This is a genomic window from Lentibacillus populi, from assembly GCA_014642895.1.
In the GTDB taxonomy this organism is placed as follows: Bacteria; Bacillota; Bacilli; order Bacillales; family Amphibacillaceae; genus Lentibacillus_C; species Lentibacillus_C populi.
This window is the reverse complement of sequence record BMJD01000004.1, coordinates 133,434-152,476: the sequence shown is the minus strand read 5'-3', so window position 1 is coordinate 152,476 and position 19,043 is coordinate 133,434. Positions and strand designations below refer to the sequence as shown.

Sequence of the window (19,043 nt, the reverse complement as noted above, 5' to 3'; positions counted from 1 at the left end):
GGTGTATTATACAAAAACGCTTGGAAAAACTTCATTTCCAAGCGTTTTACCGTTATTTCATTATCCGCTTTACCAGTGAATGAGCTATTTTACTTCTCGGGTAGCGTAGTGGGATATCGAATTTAGTCGTTTGCTTCATGATACTCTTCTTATGTGAAAATGTATCAAAACCGTATTTGCCGTGATATCCGCCCATTCCGCTATTGCCAACACCACCAAAAGGTAAATTTGGATTTGCCAGATGATAGAGTGTATCATTGATGCATCCGCCACCGAATGACAGCTGCTGCAGAACCGTTTCCTGATCACGCTCATTCTCGCCAAAATAATAGAGTGCGAGTGGTTTATCCATTTGTTTTAAAGTGGATATGACATCATCAAGCTTAGAAAATGTCAGTACCGGTAATAGCGGACCGAAGATTTCCTCCTGCATAATGGGATCTTCCCACGTCACCTTATCCAAAATCGTTGGCTCTATGCTGTTTTTATCTGTGTTAACACTTCCGCCATGAACGATTATTCCATTGGTTAGAAAAGCTTGTAATCTGTTAAAATGGTTTTCATTGACAATATGAACATAGTCTTCATTTTTTAACGGTTTCTTGCCGTAAAGCGATTTAATGTATTTTTTCATGGCTTTGAATAATTTTGGCTTCGCCTTTTCATGAACATACAAGTAATCCGGCGCAACACAGGTTTGTCCGGCATTGGTGAATTTACCCCAGACAATTCGTTTTGCTGCCAGATCAATTTCGGCATCCTGGTTAATAATTGCCGGGCTTTTGCCGCCCAATTCCAGTGTGACAGGAGTTAGGTGCTCACTTGCCTGACGCATGATTATTTTTCCAACGTTCGAACTTCCAGTGAAAAAGATATAATCAACAGGCTGTTTAACTAATTGTTCACTTATCGCTTTGTCACCCTCGACCACAGCAAAATAACGATGGTCAAATGTTGCAATGATCATTTCCGTAAACAACCCGGACATTGTTTCGGTAAATTCAGAAGGCTTCAGAATTACGGTGTTTCCGGCGGCGATTGCCCCAATTGCTGGTGCAAGCGCTAGCTGAAGCGGATAGTTCCATGGCGAAATAATTAACGTAACACCGTATGGCTCCGACATGATGTAGTTTTTTGTCCCCTTATGCGTCAGGGGAGCATCCACTTTTTCATCTTCCATCCAGCTTTTTAAATTTTTAAGTGCGAAGTCAATCTCGGTATATAAAAAGCCGAGTTCTGTCGTAAGTGTTTCATGTTTAGATTTGTTTAGATCCGTTTTCAATGCTTGATAAATTTGTGATTCATAGTTTTTCAACATGGCCTTCAGCTTTTTCAACTGCTGCTTGCGAAAAGCGTACGTTAATGTTTCCCCGCTCAAAAAGAAATCCCGTTGCTCTTTAATCAATCCTTGCACTCGTTCCATTTAATCACTCCTTGAATTTTTCGTCTTAATAGTCGTACGGAAAAAATCATTGGCAATTTCTGTGTTTGGAAAAATGCTGCAAGCTTCTTTTCGTAACAATACGTTGTCCGCTTTTTGGTAGCGTGACGAGATATGTGTTAATATGAGTCGTTTGACGCCAGCATCACGGGCGAGCATTGCTGCCTGGGCTGTCGTTGAGTGAAAATATTCATGGGCAAGATCTGCTTTTTCCTGATCAAACGTTGCTTCATGGATTAAGCAATCAGCGTTTTCCACAAATGTTTTGTTTTGTTCGGTATTTCTTGTATCCCCAAGAATCGAAATGATTCGTCCGGGCTTGTCGGGTCCGAGAAAATCCTTCCGATGAATCGTTTTTCCATCGGCAGTTGTGACGACCGCATTATCTTTAATTTGCTGATAAATTGGTCCGGGCTGGATGCCAGCTTCCTTTAAATTGTCCGCTAATAGCACACCTGGTTTATCCTTTTCCACGATTCGATACCCATAACAGGGAATTCCATGCTGTAATTTTTTACAGTAGACGGTAAACTGAACATCGTCAAACACCTTACCTTCCGATATCTCAACAATTTCGAGCGGATATTTAAGATGGGTCTCACTTGTTGTGAGACTTGTTTCAATAAACTCCTTGATCCCTTTAGGACCGTAAACAGTCAATAAATCATCTCCACCCTGGAAGGAGCGGCTGCTCAGGAAACCAGGAAGGCCAAAGATATGATCACCATGCATATGGGTGATAAAAATTTTGTTGATCTTCCGCGGCTTGAGCGATGTCTTCATGATTTGGTGCTGGGTTGCTTCCCCACAGTCAAATAGCCAGATGCTGTTCGCCTCCTGCAGCATTGTTAGCGCAATCGCCGATACATTACGTTCATTTGAAGGAACTCCTGCACCAGTACCAAGGAAAATTAATTCCATGATGACCTCCTCCTATTGCCAACCGCGTTCGTACTGGGTAGGTGCTTCCAATGCATAGCCTAGTTCATCGGCTGCTGCCTTTGCCCAATATGGATTTCTAAGTAATGCACGTCCAATAATGACAAGATCTGCCCGGTCATTTTGCACAATTTCTTCTGCTTGCAGTCCGCTTGTGATCAGGCCAACTGCACCGGTCGCAATAGCTGTTTCTTTTTTGATCGCTTCACAGCGTGGTACTTGATAACCAGGGTAGGAGTTGATTTTAGCTGGAACAACACCGCCGGAACTGCAATCAATTAAATCGATTCCTTGCTTTTTCATTTCACTTGAAAAATAAAGTATATCCTCCATTGTATTGCCAGCCTCATTGTATTCATCTGTTGAAATACGGACGAAAATAGGACCGTTCCACTCTGTTTTTACCGCCTCAATTATTTCTGATAAAAAACGGTAACGATTTTCCCGGGAACCGCCATAGTTATCTGTCCGCTGATTCGTTAAAGGAGATAGAAACTGATTTACTAAATAGCCATGGGCACCATGAATTTCTACAATATCAAATCCCGCCAATTTAGAGCGCCTTGCTGCTTGTTTAAACGCATCAATGGTTTGCTTAATATCTTCCTGGCTCATCTCTTTTGGTACTTTATAAGCGTCATTGAACTTAATCGCAGATGGGGCAAAAATATCCGATTCCAGCTCTGCCTTCCGACCAGCATGGGCAAGCTGAATGCCAGTTTTTGCACCATAGGCGTGAAGATGTTCGTTTAATTCCGTTAATCCGGCAACATGTTCATCTCCCCAAATTCCTAAATCCTCTGCAGAAATTCGTCCTTCAGGCTGAACGGCAGTCGCCTCAGTAATTACTAATCCTACCTGACCAACTGCCCGGCTAACCAAATGGGTGAAATGAAATGGTGTAATAATCCCGTCTTGTTTGAAGACCGAATACATACACATCGGCGACATCACAATCCGATTTTTTAGTTCAACATCTTGAAAGGTTATTGGTGAAAATAATTTTGCCATTAATACATCCTCCTAATTTAATTTGTTTGATGGAATTGTTTTCGTTGTTCTAACCCCAGATCAGGTACATCGGTAAAAATACCATCAGTTTTTAAAGCAAAGCACTTTGCCATCTTAATTGGCCGGTTAACGGTATAAACACGAACCTTTATTTTTTTACGCCGACATGCATCAACGAGTGATGGGGTAAGCAGCCGATATTTGATATGAAGCGCATTCGCTCCGATCCTTTTTGCATCATGAACAAGATTTCGATTTCTCCTTGATGTTAATAAGGCAATCTCGACATCACTGAATAGGTCTTGCATTCGTTGTACGCTGACGGGGTTAAATGTTGAGAGCGTTGTACGATCTAATAATTGATAAGACTTTAGCATATCGTATACAATTGTTTCCAAGTTCTTATAATCTATTTTAGTATTTTTTAACTCAATATTTAAATATAACGGCCTGGGTTTGATCCATTGCAGGAATTCATCTAAAGAAACGATCTTCGTTCCAGTATATTTTTTGGAAAACCAGGAACCAGCATCCAATTTTCTCAGCTCAGCAAACGTAAAATCTTTAACAAACCCTCTTCCGTTGGCTGTTCGCTTTACATGTTCATCATGAATTAGGACAGGAATATTGTCTTTTGTTAGCTGGACATCGGTTTCAATTCCATCTGCACCAAGCTTATACGCTAGTTTAAAAGCGGGCATCGTATTTTCCGGCGCAAGTCGTGATGCACCACGATGCGCGATAATGTTTGTAGTCAAAAGTTTCACCTCACGTTCGATTGTGTTGCAATTTTAACGAAAAGTCAATTTTCAGGGAGGAAATCTAGATGAAAAACTGGCAAACGAAAGAGGCGCTAACGGATCTATTATGTTCACTCGTTTCCCATCAAAGTATTACTGGAAGTCCCGCAGAAATTGCCCTTCCAGAGTATCTGCATCATTTGCTCATGCAAACAGAATACTTCCAGCAGCATCCTGAACTTCTAACGTTACATCCATTAGACGATGGCAGAAGATTGTTAACGGCGCTCGTTAAAAAGGGAAATGCAAGAAAGACAGTAATATTATTAAGCCATTTTGATGTCGTGGAAGTTGAGGATTATGGTTCGCTTAAGAATCTTGCCTTCCGTCCAAAGGAACTAACAAAAGAGATGGAACATATTAAGGGAGAACTCCCGGAACAGGTGCAGCAGGATCTAGCATCGGGTGAATGGCTGTTTGGCAGGGGAACAATGGACATGAAAGCAGGCCTTGCACTCCATTTAGCCATGCTTGAAAAAGCAATGAACAATGAATTTGACGGCAATATTCTGTTGTTGACGGTCCCGGATGAAGAAGTTAATTCACAAGGGATGCTGACCGCCCTTCCCGTATTGAAGCAATTAAAAGCACAAGAAAACGTAACGTATAATGCTTGTTTAAACAGCGAACCAATGTTTAGCAAATATCCAGGAGATGATCATTATTATGTATATACAGGATCGATCGGAAAAGTGCTTCCCGGCTTTTACTGTTATGGGAAAGAGGCTCATGTTGGGGAGCCGTTTTCTGGTATCAACCCGAACCTGATGATCAGTTTTCTTTCTCAGCATTTGGAATTGAATGAAGCTTTTATTGAGAAAATCGGTGATGAGGTAACACCACCGCCAACAAGTCTGATGCAGCGCGATTTAAAAGAGGCATATTCGGTACAGATGCCAAATGCGGCGATTGCGATGTACAATGTGTTGTATTTAAAACAGCCTTTCCATGAAATAAATACAAAACTATTAATGGCTGCTAAGGAAGCGGGCCAAGACATTGAAGCTTATGTGAAAGAAAAAGCCAGCTATTTTTCCGATGTGGCGAATGACTTTTCGTTGCCCGATTTTCAAGTAACCGTTTTGATGTATGAGGAATTATATGGCGAAGCTGTTAAACGCTATGGTCAAAAGGAAATTACGAGACGGCAAAATCTATTGGTCAGCAAGCGGGAACATGGGGACCGTGATTTTTCTACACTGCTTGTACAGGATTTGGCGTCATTGTGTAAAGATTTAGGCCCAATGATTGTTTTGTTTTATAGTCCGCCATTTTATCCTGCTGTATCATCCTATGGTGATCCGTATATAAAAAATGTCATTGATCATACAATAGAACAAACCCGTAGTTCATACAATATACATTTAACGGTCGCCGAATTTTTTACCGGGTTATCCGATTTGAGCTATGTTGGTCCGCCATCAGCTAAAAGCAGTAAGCTCAGTCAATTGACAACAAATATGCCGCTAAAAAATAATGGATTTATTTTTCCGGAAGAGGTGATAGAGGAACTGACCATGCCGGTATTAAACATTGGCCCGCTTGGCAGGGATCCGCACCAATGGACCGAGCGCCTGGAACTAACATACAGCTTTGAGTATTTGCCGGATATTTTAACAAGTGCGATTAAACGGTTGCTTAATTAGGTTGAACATAAGTGACAAAAACGGGGAAAAAGGGTAAGATAGAGATAAATGAATGACCATTCACTTTGGGGGCATATTGATGAAAGTTTTACATGATACGATTACCAAAATAACAATCCCAACACCATATGCAGTAGGGGATGTACATGTTTATCTTTTAAAAGGTGATACATTGTCACTTGTTGATGCAGGTGTGAAAACAAAAGCAGCGTGGGAGGCACTAGTAGCCCAATTAAAGCAGCTTGGCTATGCACCAAATGATATTGAACAACATATTTTGACCCACCATCACCCGGATCATATCGGGCTAGTAGGCGAATTTCCAAGGGCTTACTCAATTGTTGGCCATCAGTATAACGAACCTTGGCTAACCAGAGATAAAGCATTTCTGAAAAAGTATGAGCAATTTTATAAAGATTACTTTGCATTATCCGGGGTTCCCAACAAGTATTTAGAGAAGTTGGATAAATTAAAAGCACCACTGGCACTGATCGGTGAGGGAGAGTTAACGGTGGAGCTTAATGAGGGGGATCGTTTACCTGGCCATGAAGAATGGCAGGTGATAGAGACAAAGGGCCATGCGCAAAGCCATTTATCTTTTTACCGTGAAGCGGACGGATCGTTTATCGGTGGTGACCATTTGCTCAGATCTATTTCGCCGAATCCGATTTTAGAGCCGCCGCATGATGGGGAAAAGGAGCGTCCAAAGCCACTGCTGCAATACCGGGCCAATTTACGGAAGTGTCTGAAATTGGGGGTTAACACTGTTTATCCTGGACACGGAGAAATTTTTTCGAATGTGGATGAGTTGATTCCAATGCGCATGAAAAAACAGGAGCAAAGAGCAAAAAAAGTGTTTGACATCCTCCAGGAAAAAGAACAGACACCTTTTGCCATTTGTCAGCAGCTATTTCCGAAAAAATTTGAAGAGCAGCTTGATTTAACGATTTCCGAAACGATTGGGCAGCTTGATTTTTTGGAAGAAGAGGGTAAGGTAACAGTAAGAATGGATGACGGTCAACTTTTTTATCAAGTGAAATAGGTGATGTCTGTGGAGACAAACGTACGTAACAAATCAATTATTATAACGGGTGCATCAAGCGGAATCGGTGAGCGTATCGCGTGGCATATTGCTGAAAATGGCGGGACACCGATTATGATCGCTCGGTCGATTGATAAACTGGAGAACCTGAAAGAAAAGCTGCAACGGTCATTTGATATAACCGCACATGTATATCAGGCTGATATAACAGATAGAGATGCGTTTTCGAATGTGATACAGCAAATTTTGCTGGAACATAAAAACATCCATGGGCTAATAAACAATGCTGGGGCAGGAGTATTTGACTATGTGGAAGATATCAAAATGGAAGATATAGAGCGAATGTTTCAATTAAATGTCTATGCGTTAATCCAGGGGACACAATTGTTACTTCCGCATTTTTCGGCGAACCGGCGCAAATGTCATATTGTCAATATTGCCTCGCAAGCAGGGAAAATTGCAACACCGAAATCAGCCGTTTACGCTGCGACAAAACATGCCGTGCTCGGTTTTACTAACGCATTGCGGATGGAGGTCGCCGGAAAGGGAATTTATGTAACAGCTGTTAATCTAGGCCCAGTAAAAACAAACTTTTTTAAAACGGCAGATCCAAGCGGCAGTTATCAGAAAAGCGTTTCCCGTTACATGCTTGATCCGGATAAGACGGCAAGGAAAGTGGTAAAAAACCTGTTTAGAAAAAAGCGGGAGATTAATTTACCACACTGGATGGAAGCCGGAAGCAAGTTCTATCAATTATTTCCAGGTGTGATGGAGGTTTTGTTGCGGAAGCAGTTTAATCGGAAGTAAATGAATCTTTCGCAAAAATTTATTATTTTGAATAGACATGCTATAATATGTTTAAACTATACATCTATTATTCGAAAAGGAGTATCTGTATGACAGATATAATAAATGATGAAAATATGTCCACTTTAACATTAAAGGAAATACAAAATCGAATAAGGCAAAATTCCTATAGAAGCCAACGGGCAATGGAACAGATTACATTAGGTATTTACAATAAGAACCTAAGAAAAGGTCGAGTTCGCCCAAAAAATCCAACTGAAGCTAAAATCCTAGATGGTTTTTCAAGAAGGTAGTTGATTTATGGATGAAAAAATAGCAATTGAGAAATTAAGAGGTATTAAGAATATACCAAAATTTGAGGCGATGTTGTTAACTGCATCCGTTATCACGCAACTGTTAGATAAGCAAAATATAAAACCAATCATTGTGGGTGGGCTGTCCGTTGAGATCTACACACAAAATGAATATACAACCAGGGATATTGATTTTGTTTCGGATGGTTATCAACAAATATCAAATATTCTTTTTACGTTAGGATTTCAAAAAGAAGGTAGATATTTTTATCACGAAGGTTTGGAAATAGCTATAGAAATTCCTGCAAGTGATTTAGCTGGGGATTATAGTAGAGTTACAAAATTAGAAATAGACGATGAAAATTACGTATATGTGATTTCTGTTGAAGATATTATAATGGATCGCTTACGTGCCGCTGTTCATTGGAAATCCGTGGAAGATCACTTCTGGGCGGCAAAAATGCTTGCAAGTAATTTTACCTCAATAGATAAAGGTTATTTGTTCAGTCAAACAGAATCGCCTAAAGAAACTGAGTTACTGAATGAATGGATGGAGCAACTGGAAAGAGATTTTAATGAATAAGCTCAACTTGAAACTTTGAACGGATGTATAGGTAAGCCCTCCCTTTATGGTAGGGCTTCTTTGTTAGAATTTCTTAAAACAAATAAAAGACAATCAAGTATTTGTATTCGACTTCTTCATCGATTCCCTGGTTAAGCGATGGTTATTTAAGCCTTTGTCGCTAAAAGCATTATCGCTATTCAAATGATCTTCAACTAACCCGCCGTTCAGATCGTCATTTCCGCTACTCGGGTTTCGTTCTTGCTTTTTATTATTTTCCATTATCATTTGTCAATTCTCTTTTTTAATTTGCGGAATAAGGACAATTTCATACGTTCTCGTGTAAAACAGTCCCCTTATCATATTCCTTTCTGCTTTGGTTAACCTATCGGTAGGAGGTGGAAGGATTGGCGAATAAAAAAGATAATAACGAAGAAATGCAAGAAAACATTAATGTTGAATTAGGTGGTATGGGTCTGTATGGAACGACATCCAATATGGAAATTGCCGGCTACAAGGCATCTGGTGATATTGAAAATGCTGGCAGATTGGATAAAGGTTTCCAAAAAGAGGAAGGTCATCGGGGCGCAACAGCCTCGTTAAAAGGGAAGCATCAACGGGATTAGTTTTACCTTGAAATGAAATACAGCCGCATTCCAGTTAAGGAGTGTGGCTGTATTGTGAAGGGTTTTTTAGTAATCCAGATACCTTAAAATCTCTTCATTATCGTTGATAATAATAATTTTATTTTTGTAAATTTTATCTTTAACGAAGTTTGGTATTGATTGTTGATTATAACCTACCGATTTTAAGATGGTAAATTCGGATTCCACTGTTTTGGATTTAGGATAACAGTGTGATATCCGTACAAAATAACACGATGGAGGTGTATGCAAAATGGATAAGAAGATGAAGAAGGATTTAAATGTAAATGGCGGGATAAGTGACGAGCAAGCTGTAAGGGGAAAACTGTCAAGGCAATTTGATCATGAATTTGCGAATGAACCGCTAACAGAGGCTGAAAAATTTAATAATAAAAAAACGAAGAAACGGCAGTGATAAGCAGTAAGATAAAAAGCAGTAGCCACAGCATACGGGAATATTTTATGTTGTGGCGATCCTCGTCATGTCTTAAGCAGGAATTTTGAAACGAAACCATCTTTCCTATCAGGATGCTAAGGGGGCTAATTTTCATTATCGATTTCGTTTGGTCTTATACTTTTTTCCATCGAAGCCAAAAGAATGAGTTTTTGAATGTTTACATTCCATAAATCCGTGGTATACTGTACATAGAAAGTATCATACAGCATAATATATAAAAAACCGTTCCATGCTGGTACATGGAACGGTAGCAATGACAGAACCCTTATCAATTGAGGGCGGCTCATTGTCCAGAAAAAAAGATCTCCCGAACAGAGCGGTTAACTCAGAGGGGAGGTCTTATTTCTTGTTGGACATAATCATTGCTACCAGTGTCCCAAACAAAATCATCAGGGACAAAGCCTGATAGGTTGATTCGTCCATGGCGTCACCTCCTTCCGTCCTGACATTGAACAAACCAATGGCTAACGACGGGTTACAGAGATGAGCCACCCTCCCTTGAGAAGTCAATCATTGCTTAGCCAATTTAACATAGTAATGATAAATCCAGTGAAAAATATAATGCAATTTGTTATTTTTAAAAAATAATGATCGCTTCAAAACATGTATTTTTTAGATATAAACAGAATATGTAATAAGGAGAGATACCTTCTCTGAAAGGGAAGATCAAAAAACGGAATATAATCAAATGAAGTCAAGACTTGTCCTTTGACTTCATTTGATTCATTCACAATTGGAGTTTCATCAGGTTTCCAAGCAAGTCATGCATGTAAGGCTTGTCCAGATTTTTAGCCTTTTCTCCCTTTATCAAATGTTTCATGAATAACGTCAATCACATCTTCTTTATCATTATGTTTTATCATTTTCTATCATCCTTTCCATTATTCATTTTTCCAACTGTGAGGTGATTTATACGTGAAAACAGTGACAATTCAACTGAAAGATGAGACTTATGATCAACTGAAGGAAATAACGGAGTTGGAAAACCTGATTAATCGACATCGGGACAAGAATCGAAACGATGATTATAAACTGGAAGAATTTATTGTTGGTTGTATCAAGGAGAAAATCGAACAAATCAAACAGTTTGACATGGTTAACCCGTTCTCGGAGGGCGATCGTCAACCTGTCATTAAAAACCGATTTAAGGAGATAGCTAAAAATAAAAATATCTATATAAAGGATATTGCCGATCAATTGAAAATGAAGCCGCCAAATATAAGCAAAATTTTTAACAATATATCCCAGCCGCGTTTGGAACTGTTTATTAAAATTTGGATGGTTCTAGGATGTCCGCCGTTACATAAATGTATTTACGTTGATGAAGAATCGCTTTAGATGCTTCGTCTTTTTTTTGCATAATTTTTAAAAAAGTGGAATAGGACAAGCTAGTTCGCCCATACCATTAAATATAATTATTTTTTGGAAAAGTTATCAAAAACATTATGAAATAATTTGGTTGCTGGATAAAACGGAAATAGAAGGAGGGTGATGCTAAAAATTTGCAGCTATTCATTGATGATGAAATGAGTTAATAAACATATGAAGCGACTTTACCACGCTTACGATACAGGAATCGGATAAAACAGCACAACTCCTTTAAGTTAAAAGGGAAAGGGAGATGCAAAATGTCTGTATTCGAGACGCTTGTACTGATGATATCGTTTGCAACATTGATGGTCGCGGTATTGTCGGAGCAAAAGAAATAACCCCATAAGCAGCATAATCATTAATAAAACCGATTAGTGATTTGCAGCACTATTCGGTTTTATTATTTTTAAACAATAAGCGCTTTAGTAGTGGCAAGCTAATTATAAGGTTTAGTATGGTTGACGAGGTGAATGCAACAATGGGGAAGCGTAAGAAAAAGAAATCCAACACGCCCAGACATAAGCGGATGAAACGACCACAACGATTACAAGCTGCCAGACACTGGATCCCAAAGTATGACGGCAAAAATCTTGTAAAAGGTTACAGCAAGCATTTTGGGGTAAATAAACTTTGTGCTGTCAAAGAGTTAGAAATGCTAGGTTACACGTATAGTTCTGCATACAAACAACAATTGAAAGAGAATGAATTACAAAAGCAACGGACCGCTAAAAAACGAAAGGCACGTAAACAAATGGAAACGGAAGAAGAATGGGATGGTTTTAGTAATGAAACATTTGCATTTATTGCCGGCTATACATCAGGTGGTGTCCCTTTTGGTACAACATGGGAAGAATTAGAGAACACTACGGATGACATGGATAAACTTCCGGAACCTGATGTTGATTCATTATATGGGGATAGAAATACAAAAAATAAATTTGATATTAATGATGACGACTTACCATTCTGAAGGATGTAACACTGTGTAATTTGTAAGCAGCGCCTAATTCTGTTATTATTTTATTAAAGAAATTTTAAATAGTATTTAAATACGTGTACGAACGCCAATTCCGTGGTATACTATACATAGAAAGAATAACATAGCATAGAATATAAAAACCGTTCCATGCACCAAACATGGAACGGTGCAATGACTTAACCCGTCAAAAGGGGCGGCTCATTGTCCGAAGAAAAGATCTCCCGACTAGAGCGGCTAACTCAGAGGGGAGGTCTTATTTCTTATTGGACATAATCATTGCTACCAGCGTCCCAAACAAAATCATCAGGGACAAAGCCTGGTAGGTCTGTTCGTCCATGGCATCACCTCCTCCCGTCGTGACATTGATTATCCAATGGCTTCCGACGAGCAACAGAAGTGAGCCACCTCCCTTGAGAAGTAGAATTATTGCTTAGCCAAATAATTATAGCTTATTCATGATGTATAAAGTTAAAATTTTAAAAATAATTGGCCATTAAATAAGGACATGACATTCAATTAGCGGTGTCATGTTTTTCCAATTGATACAGTGATATTTACAGTTTAGAATAGCCCCAAAATAAAGAGGATATTCTGATTAATGTGTAGAAAAGATATATAAAGGCTATGCAGTACATGACATATTGTGAAAAAGAGGGATCTGGAATGAATTTTGATGCGATAACAAAATTAAAAAATGAGCTGGATCAATACAGACCGCTTCCGCCGGAGGTTGTACAAAACCTCACTGAAGTTTATCGGGTAGAATGGACGTATAATTCAAACGCCATAGAAGGAAATACTTTAACACTAAATGAAACAAAGATTGTACTGGAAGAAGGACTAACCATTGGTGGAAAAAGGCTTCAGGAACATTTGGAAGTGATCAATCATGCCGAAGCCATTGATTTTGTTGAACAATATGTAAATGTGAACCGGACTATCAATGAAAATGTCCTTAAGAAGATTCATTATCTCATACTGAAAACGATCGATGATAAAAATGCTGGAAGGTATCGACAGGTTAATGTCAGGATTTCTGGTAGTAGACATACTCCTCCACATTTTCTGCAAATCCAGGATGAAATGGATGCATTATTTAATTGGTATGAAGAAAATAAAAATAAGCTGCATCCCGTGGAACTGGCTGCATTATTTCATTTTAAATTTGTCTATATTCATCCTTTTTCCGATGGGAATGGGCGAACTGCAAGATTAATCATGAATTTAATTTTAATGAAAAATGGGTATCCGCCCGCAATTGTGAAGGCGGAAAGTGAACAACGACTTCACTATTATCAATCGTTAGAGATGGCAAGTTTGCAACAGCATGTAGAACCATTTATCAGGTTGATTTCTGAGTGCGCTGCTAATAGTTTAAAGAATTATTTGGATACACTTAGATAACATACATCTCACTTGATAAAAGATAGGAGATTAATAGTCCACACCAACCTTTTCATTGTCTTTCGCGTTCGTTTGTATTATCATTTATAGTGTTTAGTTAAAGATTGTGTTTATTTGTGAAATGAATCACTTGATAAATTGCGATTTGGGAGTACCGTTTCCATAGCGCAATTCAAATTTAAACTGGTTAGCAGGAGAGATTAACATTGAAAATAGGAATAGACAAAATAGGTTTTTATGCACCACATCTTTATGTAGATATGAACAAATTGGCGGTCAGCAGAAACGTGGAACCGGAAAAGTATACGATCGGAATTGGACAGGAGAAAATGGCGCTTGCTCCAATTACGCAGGATTCCGTTACAATGGCGGCAAATGCGGCACTGAAAATTTTGGACGAAGAGGATAAGAAAGCAATCGACTTTGTTATTTTTGGGACGGAGTCAGGTATTGATAATTCCAAGTCTGCCGGAGTTTATGTCCATGATTTATTGGGGCTTAACCCATATGCCCGATCGATTGAAGTGAAACAGGCCTGCTACGGGGCGACTGCCGGCATCCAAATGGCAAAAGGTCATATTGCGCTGAATCCGAAGAGCAAGGTATTGGTATTAGGTTCAGACATTGCGAGATATGGGCTGAATACATCGGGAGAAGCAACCCAAGGAGCGGGTGCGGTTGCCATGCTAATCAGCGCAGATCCAAAAATCATGACGCTTGAAGAAAATAGTGCCTTTTTAACTGAGGATATTATGGATTTTTGGCGCCCAATACACGCTGACAAAGCATTTGTAGACGGCAAATTTTCTAATGAACAGTATATTGCATTTTTTAACAAAGTCTGGAACCAGTATAAGGCGAAGTCAGGTCTTGAGTTAAGCGATTTTGAAGCGATCTGTTATCACTTGCCATATACGAAGATGGGATTCAAGGCATTGAAGACAGTTTTGGATGAAGGTACGGACGAAGACAGAGAGCGGTTACTTGCAAACTACAAAATCAGCACGCAATATAATCGAAATGTCGGGAATATTTACACCGGTTCATTGTACTTAAGCCTGCTTTCCCTTCTTGAACTGAACGAAAACTTGCAAGCCGGTTCAAGAATCGGACTGTTCAGTTACGGATCCGGAGCGGTAGGAGAATTTTTCAGTGGTAAGTTGGAGGAAAATTACCGTGAGCATTTGCATGTAGTAGAGCATGAGCAGTTATTTTCCTCAAGAATAGAGATAACCGTTGCAGAATATGAGGAAATTTTTCAGGAAACATTGCCAGTTGACAGTTCAACAATGGAATTGGACCTGGAGAAAGATCCCGCAACAATTTGCTTGGCAGGGATAACGGACAATAAACGCCAATATGTGAATAAGGTTTTTGGGAAGGTTCCTGTGATGAAATAAACCATAGCAAATTTGCTATGGTTTTTTCTATCAGCACTATTTATCAATGTAATTTAAGCGTGAAATCAACGTAAATTAACGGAATCTCGACGTGCAAACCGCTGGCTCTCTTTTTGAACTGACACATTTTAATGAAATTGATATAATATAAAAAAGTTTATGTTCTTTTGTCCGGAGGGTAATAAGAAAGGAGTAACTGTAAAATGGATTTAACGATCGAATCTCTACCAGAAAACGAAATTTTAGCCATTTTGCGGGCAGCTGATGAAATTATTGCAGAGGGGGGTAGAACGCTGCTTGCGAAAATTTTAAGAGGGTCACGGGAGAAAAAAGTACTTGCATTGGAATTGGACAAATGTCCAGTCTATGGTTATTTCAAACCTGAAAAAACGGATAACGTGATGGAGAAAATAGATTGGATGATTGTTCATGATTTTCTGGATATTCAATACTCCGGAAAACTACCGATGATTATATTTACCGATCGAGGCTGGCACATTGAACGTGATCGACGGGCAGATGAATTTTTGGCAGAATGGGACAGGTGGCTGGAAGAGAACAAACCTGCACCAGACATGACTTATTTAAAAGACCGCAATCGTAAAATGATTTTATTGCTGCTGGAAAAAGCCAGGGAGTCAGGTAATAAAAGATACATTTCTTATTTGGAAGCCTGGGAGAAAGTAGATTATAAAAAAGTACGGGCTGAAATTCGGAGAACAATCGATACTTTGGAGTCTGGCCAACCAATTGACTTGAACAATGCCCAACAAAGACAAGCAGAAATCAATGAAGCAATGAAAGGTTATACTCCGCATGATTTGATTTTGAAGTGCTGGGATTGCGGCAAACGGTTTACCTTTACTGTCGGTGAACAGAAGTTTTATAAACAAAAAGGCTTCTCAGACCCTAAAAGATGTGAAGAGTGCCGGCTCGAACGGAAATTGCTTGGGGGATTTTTTTAGATTGTTGTTATTAAATAATGGGCGAGAATGGATGGGACGGATGGTAACTTGGAAAAGTACTATCACTATTTACAGAATCATTTGGTATTTCCTTTTCGAGCCTCATATAAAGAAGAAGCTGGTCCATTATCTGTTTCCAAATACGATGTAAATTGTCTTCGTTTGGATCAAGAGATGAAATATGAAGAATTTTATATTCCAAGAAACCTATAATCTATCAAGAGGAGTGCGGGAGAGTTGATGGTTAATCCGGGAAAAAAGAACGATATGTGGGATGCGGAACTTTATGATGGAAAACATGCATTCGTTTCAACGTATGGAAATGACTTAATTAACGTATTGGAGCCGAAAAAAGGCGAAGCTGTCCTTGATCTCGGCTGTGGAACCGGAGATATAGCAAAGAGACTGTATGATTTTGGTGTTCATGTTACTGGGATTGATAAATCGAAAAATATGATCTTGCAGGCTCAGCGCAAATATCCCAATATAACATTCCAGGTTGGAGATGCAACAGAATTAAAATTTCGTGAAACGTTTGATGCTGTATTTTCAAACGCCACACTGCACTGGATAAAAGCTGCAAATGAGGCGCTATGTTGTATATTTGATAGTTTAAAAAAAGGTGGCCGTTTCGTGGCTGAGTTTGGCGGAAAGGGAAATGTCCAGACAATAACCAGTGCTATTAGAAAGCAATTTCAAATTTTAGAATTGACCTATTGTGAGGAACGTTTTCCCTGGTATTTCCCTAGCATTGGTGAATATACAACTTTAATGGAGCAGGCGGGGTTTAAAGTAATTTTTGCCAGACAATTCGAAAGGCCAACACCACTTGAAGGAATGAACGGTTTGAAAAACTGGATTGATATGTTTGGAAAAACGATGTTTGCAGGATTGGACAATGGAACTGTCACTAAAATAGTTACCAACGTTGAGAATGATTTGGCAAAAGCTATTTTTCATGATCAGCATTGGATTGCCGATTATCATCGAATTAGGGTCATGGGAATAAGGGAATGATACGGAAACACAGGAGCAGGTAATGCCCGTGCCACCTGGTTATTTTCTGTCCATTGCTTTCCCGGAAAACCCCGTATAGACAAGACATGCAATAAACGCAATCGCTGTAACAATAATGGCAAAAACTAATCCAATTGCACTCATGAACGTATCTTCACCTGGATAGGCAGGTTTCAGGCTCATGAAGCCATAAATAAAAACAATTGTCAAAATAAGATAAAAGCTGCTGCCGATAAATCCTAGCTTGAGGCGGTTCTTTTTTGTTCCTTGCCAAGCCTTGTTCACCACAATCCAAGAGAACACACTGGAAATAACGGCAAACAGCATGATAACCCAATGGATGTAAGGGATCGGCAAGAAAGTAAGAACATAAAGCAGAAGACATGTGAAAAAGAATAGTACCGCATTTAATGCGAACAGAAACATTCCTGCAGTCCACGTTTTTTGAAACCATTTTGCGTTTTTAAGCTTCTTTACAAACTTGTTTTTATTTCCAAACATATCTATTATTAGTGCTTTGAAAAAAATAATGATTAACATAATAATAAGGCCGATAAGCAAGATTGAGGACACGATTGCAACACTCCAATCCACTAGTAATTTTTGTATCAACGTTTATGAACTGTACTGTTTTTTCCTTAAAAGACTAAAAATGTAGAACAAGCTGTGCTGCCCAATGATTATATCAAGGATCATGTAAAATACTTGAAAATCATTAATCGCATGGGAAATGACCACTCTTGATTTAGTTGAATTCGCCATTAATATTCCCCATGTCTGTTAATAGCATTTAAACCTATACTAGCATAATTGTTTAATGAATGTTATCCGAGATATCATTTTCGTTTGTACCTTAAAAAGAAAAATGATTTTTAAGGTAAATGTATTCATTATAAAGGGGTTAGTTTAGTGGTAGAAGTTTTGATTGAGAGGCGAGACAAATTCATGTTCCAATAATACATTCGATTAACGCGCATTTGGGGACAGGGAAGGTCCCCAATGAATGTAGTTCAATTTACTGCGCATTAACCTCTATCGCGCCGTCATAAATTTCATTAAAGACCTTCGCAAATGCATCAACCGTGTTCTTTAGCTCTTCCTTCGTATTATCAACACCCCCCATTTCGATTAGGAGCGAATGATTGGAAATATCCTGATTATATACACCATTACCCTCAAATTTTGACTTTGGATATATTCCTCTGCTTATGCCAGGATATTTTGCTTCCAATTTTTCATTGATTTTCTTTGCAAATGCCAAATTATTTTCATAGTTTTCATGCTCAACGCCGACCACAAAATATAATTTAGCATATTTTTTTCCGTTAATTGTTGCCGTTGTTTTATCTTTTCTAGCCGCGTCCCGGTGAATATCAATAAAGTATTCCATGCTTTTATGCTGGGCGACAGCTGTTTGTACAAATTCTCGTGTTAGATCATAGGAATTATCCGAGTCCCATCCCTTATCGTGCAAAGCCTGTCCCATGTTTACTTTATTATGGAATGTGCTTATCCCATAATGTTCCAATTGTTCCGTTAACATAGAACCAACAAGAACAACATTTTCATCGTTATCAACACTTGATGAAACACTAGGCTTCACATCTTCCTCTATCAGCGGCAGAAACCCTTCCCAGCTGTGTGAATGGTAAATATATACAGAAGGATTGGCTGGATTTTTCTTATTTTTGTTGTCAGGAGCTGACTCCTCATCTTCATTTGGATCCTCACCGGCTAGCAATTCATCAAAATTTGGTGGTGGTGACTCTTGTGGCATATCGCCATCGTTTACTTTTTCACCAGCAATATACCTTCCGGATTTCGCGAGATGAACTCCGGGTATCTCCTGCAAAAAAGAGGTTGCCAGATTATCGATTTTAATCCCTGTCAGAGATTCGATAGCTACATTTGATAGGGAAGGTGTGCTTAACTCATCGCTAAATGTATCCTCGAATTGGGGAATTTGATCACCTAGCATATGGAGAAATATATTGGTAAATGTCCCTGATTTTGTTAACTGTTCGAGGCTTTGCGATTGAAAGACTTTAACTTGCAACGAGCTGATGATTACGATTGCAGCAAATGTCAGTACAATAAAACCAACTATTTTTGTTAGCAAATGGAGTTTGCTTTTTTTATTATAATTAGTCTTCATCATTTTTCACCTCACGTTTAAATCTATGAAAATGGAAATACTAATAGAAGGGGTATTCGTAATTTTTCAGTGTATCCCCAGTGATTGGTTTATTAGCTCCATGGATCGCT

At 38.9% G+C, this 19,043-nt stretch carries 24 protein-coding genes; 15 read left to right on the top strand and 9 right to left on the bottom strand.

Annotated elements, in window-relative coordinates:
- Window positions 1–52: 52 nt before the first annotated feature.
- The 4 genes from IEX12_RS04900 to IEX12_RS04885 are packed head-to-tail and all read right to left on the bottom strand — an operon-like array spanning window position 53 to window position 4,149.
- Complete coding sequence (locus IEX12_RS04900; protein WP_188724745.1) at window positions 53–1,423, bottom strand: aldehyde dehydrogenase; 1,371 nt, start codon at window positions 1,421–1,423, stop codon at window positions 53–55.
- The gene (gene rnz / locus IEX12_RS04895) at window positions 1,424–2,362 is read right to left on the bottom strand and encodes a ribonuclease Z (RefSeq protein WP_102415126.1); all 939 of its coding nucleotides are present in this window, start codon (window positions 2,360–2,362) and stop codon (window positions 1,424–1,426) included. It lies immediately after the preceding gene.
- Window positions 2,363–2,374: 12 nt separating this feature from the next.
- Window positions 2,375–3,391: an NADPH dehydrogenase NamA gene (gene namA, locus IEX12_RS04890; protein ID WP_088050560.1), complete on the bottom strand. Its 1,017-nt coding sequence runs from the start codon at window positions 3,389–3,391 to the stop codon at window positions 2,375–2,377.
- Between the two features lie 17 nt (window positions 3,392–3,408).
- Window positions 3,409–4,149, bottom strand: coding sequence for a glycerophosphodiester phosphodiesterase (locus tag IEX12_RS04885; RefSeq protein ID WP_088050559.1), 741 nt, complete (start codon window positions 4,147–4,149; stop codon window positions 3,409–3,411).
- Window positions 4,150–4,217: 68 nt separating this feature from the next.
- Between IEX12_RS04885 and IEX12_RS04880 the strand changes: the two genes are divergently transcribed.
- The 5 genes from IEX12_RS04880 (at window position 4,218) to IEX12_RS04860 (ending at window position 8,562) form a co-directional block, all read left to right on the top strand.
- Window positions 4,218–5,837 (top strand): M20/M25/M40 family metallo-hydrolase, encoded by a 1,620-nt coding sequence (locus IEX12_RS04880; protein ID WP_088050558.1) that lies wholly within the window; start codon window positions 4,218–4,220, stop codon window positions 5,835–5,837.
- A 79-nt stretch (window positions 5,838–5,916) separates the two neighbouring features.
- Window positions 5,917–6,879 carry an MBL fold metallo-hydrolase gene (locus IEX12_RS04875; protein ID WP_088050557.1) on the top strand — a complete coding sequence of 321 codons (963 nt, stop codon included), beginning with the start codon at window positions 5,917–5,919 and terminating at the stop codon, window positions 6,877–6,879.
- A gap of 3 nt (window positions 6,880–6,882) precedes the next feature.
- The gene (locus IEX12_RS04870; protein ID WP_371871268.1) at window positions 6,883–7,686 is read left to right on the top strand and encodes an SDR family NAD(P)-dependent oxidoreductase; all 804 of its coding nucleotides are present in this window, start codon (window positions 6,883–6,885) and stop codon (window positions 7,684–7,686) included.
- Between the two features lie 89 nt (window positions 7,687–7,775).
- On the top strand, window positions 7,776–7,979 hold the full coding sequence (locus tag IEX12_RS04865) for a PDZ domain-containing protein (protein ID WP_088050556.1): 204 nt from the start codon (window positions 7,776–7,778) through the stop codon (window positions 7,977–7,979).
- 7 nt (window positions 7,980–7,986) lie between these two features.
- Complete coding sequence (locus tag IEX12_RS04860; RefSeq protein ID WP_088050555.1) at window positions 7,987–8,562, top strand: DUF6036 family nucleotidyltransferase; 576 nt, start codon at window positions 7,987–7,989, stop codon at window positions 8,560–8,562.
- Between the two features lie 93 nt (window positions 8,563–8,655).
- Here IEX12_RS04860 and IEX12_RS04855 read toward each other — a convergent pair whose 3' ends face one another.
- Window positions 8,656–8,829 carry a hypothetical protein gene (locus IEX12_RS04855; protein ID WP_155554380.1) on the bottom strand — a complete coding sequence of 58 codons (174 nt, stop codon included), beginning with the start codon at window positions 8,827–8,829 and terminating at the stop codon, window positions 8,656–8,658.
- A 119-nt stretch (window positions 8,830–8,948) separates the two neighbouring features.
- On the opposite strand from IEX12_RS04855, the gene IEX12_RS04850 reads away from it, so the two are divergent.
- Window positions 8,949–9,167 carry a hypothetical protein gene (locus tag IEX12_RS04850; protein WP_230856031.1) on the top strand — a complete coding sequence of 73 codons (219 nt, stop codon included), beginning with the start codon at window positions 8,949–8,951 and terminating at the stop codon, window positions 9,165–9,167.
- 271 nt (window positions 9,168–9,438) lie between these two features.
- Window positions 9,439–9,600, top strand: a complete 162-nt coding sequence (gene sspO, locus IEX12_RS04845; protein WP_088050554.1) for a small acid-soluble spore protein SspO — start codon at window positions 9,439–9,441, stop codon at window positions 9,598–9,600.
- 381 nt (window positions 9,601–9,981) lie between these two features.
- Here sspO and IEX12_RS23770 read toward each other — a convergent pair whose 3' ends face one another.
- Window positions 9,982–10,065, bottom strand: a complete 84-nt coding sequence (locus IEX12_RS23770; protein ID WP_371871273.1) for a putative holin-like toxin — start codon at window positions 10,063–10,065, stop codon at window positions 9,982–9,984.
- A 492-nt stretch (window positions 10,066–10,557) separates the two neighbouring features.
- Between IEX12_RS23770 and IEX12_RS04840 the strand changes: the two genes are divergently transcribed.
- The 8 genes from IEX12_RS04840 (at window position 10,558) to IEX12_RS04810 (ending at window position 16,778) form a co-directional block, all read left to right on the top strand.
- Window positions 10,558–10,980 (top strand): helix-turn-helix domain-containing protein, encoded by a 423-nt coding sequence (locus tag IEX12_RS04840; protein ID WP_088050553.1) that lies wholly within the window; start codon window positions 10,558–10,560, stop codon window positions 10,978–10,980.
- Window positions 10,981–11,270: 290 nt separating this feature from the next.
- Complete coding sequence (locus tag IEX12_RS23765; RefSeq protein ID WP_371871272.1) at window positions 11,271–11,351, top strand: putative holin-like toxin; 81 nt, start codon at window positions 11,271–11,273, stop codon at window positions 11,349–11,351.
- Window positions 11,352–11,491: 140 nt separating this feature from the next.
- Window positions 11,492–11,983, top strand: coding sequence for a hypothetical protein (locus IEX12_RS04835; RefSeq protein WP_088050552.1), 492 nt, complete (start codon window positions 11,492–11,494; stop codon window positions 11,981–11,983).
- Window positions 11,984–12,655: 672 nt separating this feature from the next.
- Entirely contained in the window at window positions 12,656–13,396 is a 741-nt protein-coding gene (locus IEX12_RS04830; protein WP_102415128.1) for a Fic family protein, read from the top strand.
- A 206-nt stretch (window positions 13,397–13,602) separates the two neighbouring features.
- Window positions 13,603–14,796, top strand: a complete 1,194-nt coding sequence (locus tag IEX12_RS04825) for a hydroxymethylglutaryl-CoA synthase (RefSeq protein WP_155554377.1) — start codon at window positions 13,603–13,605, stop codon at window positions 14,794–14,796.
- A 203-nt stretch (window positions 14,797–14,999) separates the two neighbouring features.
- Entirely contained in the window at window positions 15,000–15,761 is a 762-nt protein-coding gene (locus IEX12_RS04820) for an RQC-minor-1 family DNA-binding protein (protein WP_088050549.1), read from the top strand.
- Window positions 15,762–15,788: 27 nt separating this feature from the next.
- Complete coding sequence (locus IEX12_RS23760) at window positions 15,789–15,974, top strand: calcium-binding protein (protein WP_088050548.1); 186 nt, start codon at window positions 15,789–15,791, stop codon at window positions 15,972–15,974.
- Between the two features lie 27 nt (window positions 15,975–16,001).
- Entirely contained in the window at window positions 16,002–16,778 is a 777-nt protein-coding gene (locus IEX12_RS04810) for a class I SAM-dependent methyltransferase (protein ID WP_088051002.1), read from the top strand.
- 39 nt (window positions 16,779–16,817) lie between these two features.
- Here IEX12_RS04810 and IEX12_RS04805 read toward each other — a convergent pair whose 3' ends face one another.
- From IEX12_RS04805 to spoIIP, 3 genes are all read right to left on the bottom strand, one after another.
- A complete protein-coding gene (locus IEX12_RS04805; protein WP_188724744.1) occupies window positions 16,818–17,351 on the bottom strand; it encodes a hypothetical protein in 534 nt (177 codons plus the stop codon).
- 42 nt (window positions 17,352–17,393) lie between these two features.
- Entirely contained in the window at window positions 17,394–17,540 is a 147-nt protein-coding gene (locus IEX12_RS04800) for a hypothetical protein (RefSeq protein WP_155554376.1), read from the bottom strand.
- 253 nt (window positions 17,541–17,793) lie between these two features.
- Entirely contained in the window at window positions 17,794–18,936 is a 1,143-nt protein-coding gene (spoIIP, locus tag IEX12_RS04795) for a stage II sporulation protein P (RefSeq protein WP_088050547.1), read from the bottom strand.
- Window positions 18,937–19,043: the final 107 nt, after the last annotated feature.

Bases quoted from the DNA above. Each gene is read 5' to 3' on its own strand.
- IEX12_RS04900 (WP_188724745.1), bottom strand. From the start codon at position 1,423: ATGGAACGAGTGCAAGGATTGATTAAAGAGCAACGGGATTTCTTTTTG.
- IEX12_RS04880 (WP_088050558.1), top strand. From the start codon at position 4,218: ATGAAAAACTGGCAAACGAAAGAGGCGCTAACGGATCTATTATGTTCA.
- rnz (WP_102415126.1), bottom strand. From the start codon at position 2,362: ATGGAATTAATTTTCCTTGGTACTGGTGCAGGAGTTCCTTCAAATGAA.
- IEX12_RS04800 (WP_155554376.1), bottom strand. From the start codon at position 17,540: ATGGCGAATTCAACTAAATCAAGAGTGGTCATTTCCCATGCGATTAAT.
- sspO (WP_088050554.1), top strand. From the start codon at position 9,439: ATGGATAAGAAGATGAAGAAGGATTTAAATGTAAATGGCGGGATAAGT.
- IEX12_RS04865 (WP_088050556.1), top strand. From the start codon at position 7,776: ATGACAGATATAATAAATGATGAAAATATGTCCACTTTAACATTAAAG.
- namA (WP_088050560.1), bottom strand. From the start codon at position 3,391: ATGGCAAAATTATTTTCACCAATAACCTTTCAAGATGTTGAACTAAAA.
- IEX12_RS04875 (WP_088050557.1), top strand. From the start codon at position 5,917: ATGAAAGTTTTACATGATACGATTACCAAAATAACAATCCCAACACCA.
- IEX12_RS04830 (WP_102415128.1), top strand. From the start codon at position 12,656: ATGAATTTTGATGCGATAACAAAATTAAAAAATGAGCTGGATCAATAC.
- IEX12_RS04860 (WP_088050555.1), top strand. From the start codon at position 7,987: ATGGATGAAAAAATAGCAATTGAGAAATTAAGAGGTATTAAGAATATA.
- IEX12_RS04835 (WP_088050552.1), top strand. From the start codon at position 11,492: ATGGGGAAGCGTAAGAAAAAGAAATCCAACACGCCCAGACATAAGCGG.
- IEX12_RS04870 (WP_371871268.1), top strand. From the start codon at position 6,883: ATGTCTGTGGAGACAAACGTACGTAACAAATCAATTATTATAACGGGT.
- IEX12_RS04855 (WP_155554380.1), bottom strand. From the start codon at position 8,829: ATGATAATGGAAAATAATAAAAAGCAAGAACGAAACCCGAGTAGCGGA.
- IEX12_RS23760 (WP_088050548.1), top strand. From the start codon at position 15,789: ATGGATGGGACGGATGGTAACTTGGAAAAGTACTATCACTATTTACAG.
- IEX12_RS23765 (WP_371871272.1), top strand. From the start codon at position 11,271: ATGTCTGTATTCGAGACGCTTGTACTGATGATATCGTTTGCAACATTG.
- spoIIP (WP_088050547.1), bottom strand. From the start codon at position 18,936: ATGATGAAGACTAATTATAATAAAAAAAGCAAACTCCATTTGCTAACA.
- IEX12_RS23770 (WP_371871273.1), bottom strand. From the start codon at position 10,065: ATGGACGAATCAACCTATCAGGCTTTGTCCCTGATGATTTTGTTTGGG.
- IEX12_RS04810 (WP_088051002.1), top strand. From the start codon at position 16,002: ATGGTTAATCCGGGAAAAAAGAACGATATGTGGGATGCGGAACTTTAT.
- IEX12_RS04820 (WP_088050549.1), top strand. From the start codon at position 15,000: ATGGATTTAACGATCGAATCTCTACCAGAAAACGAAATTTTAGCCATT.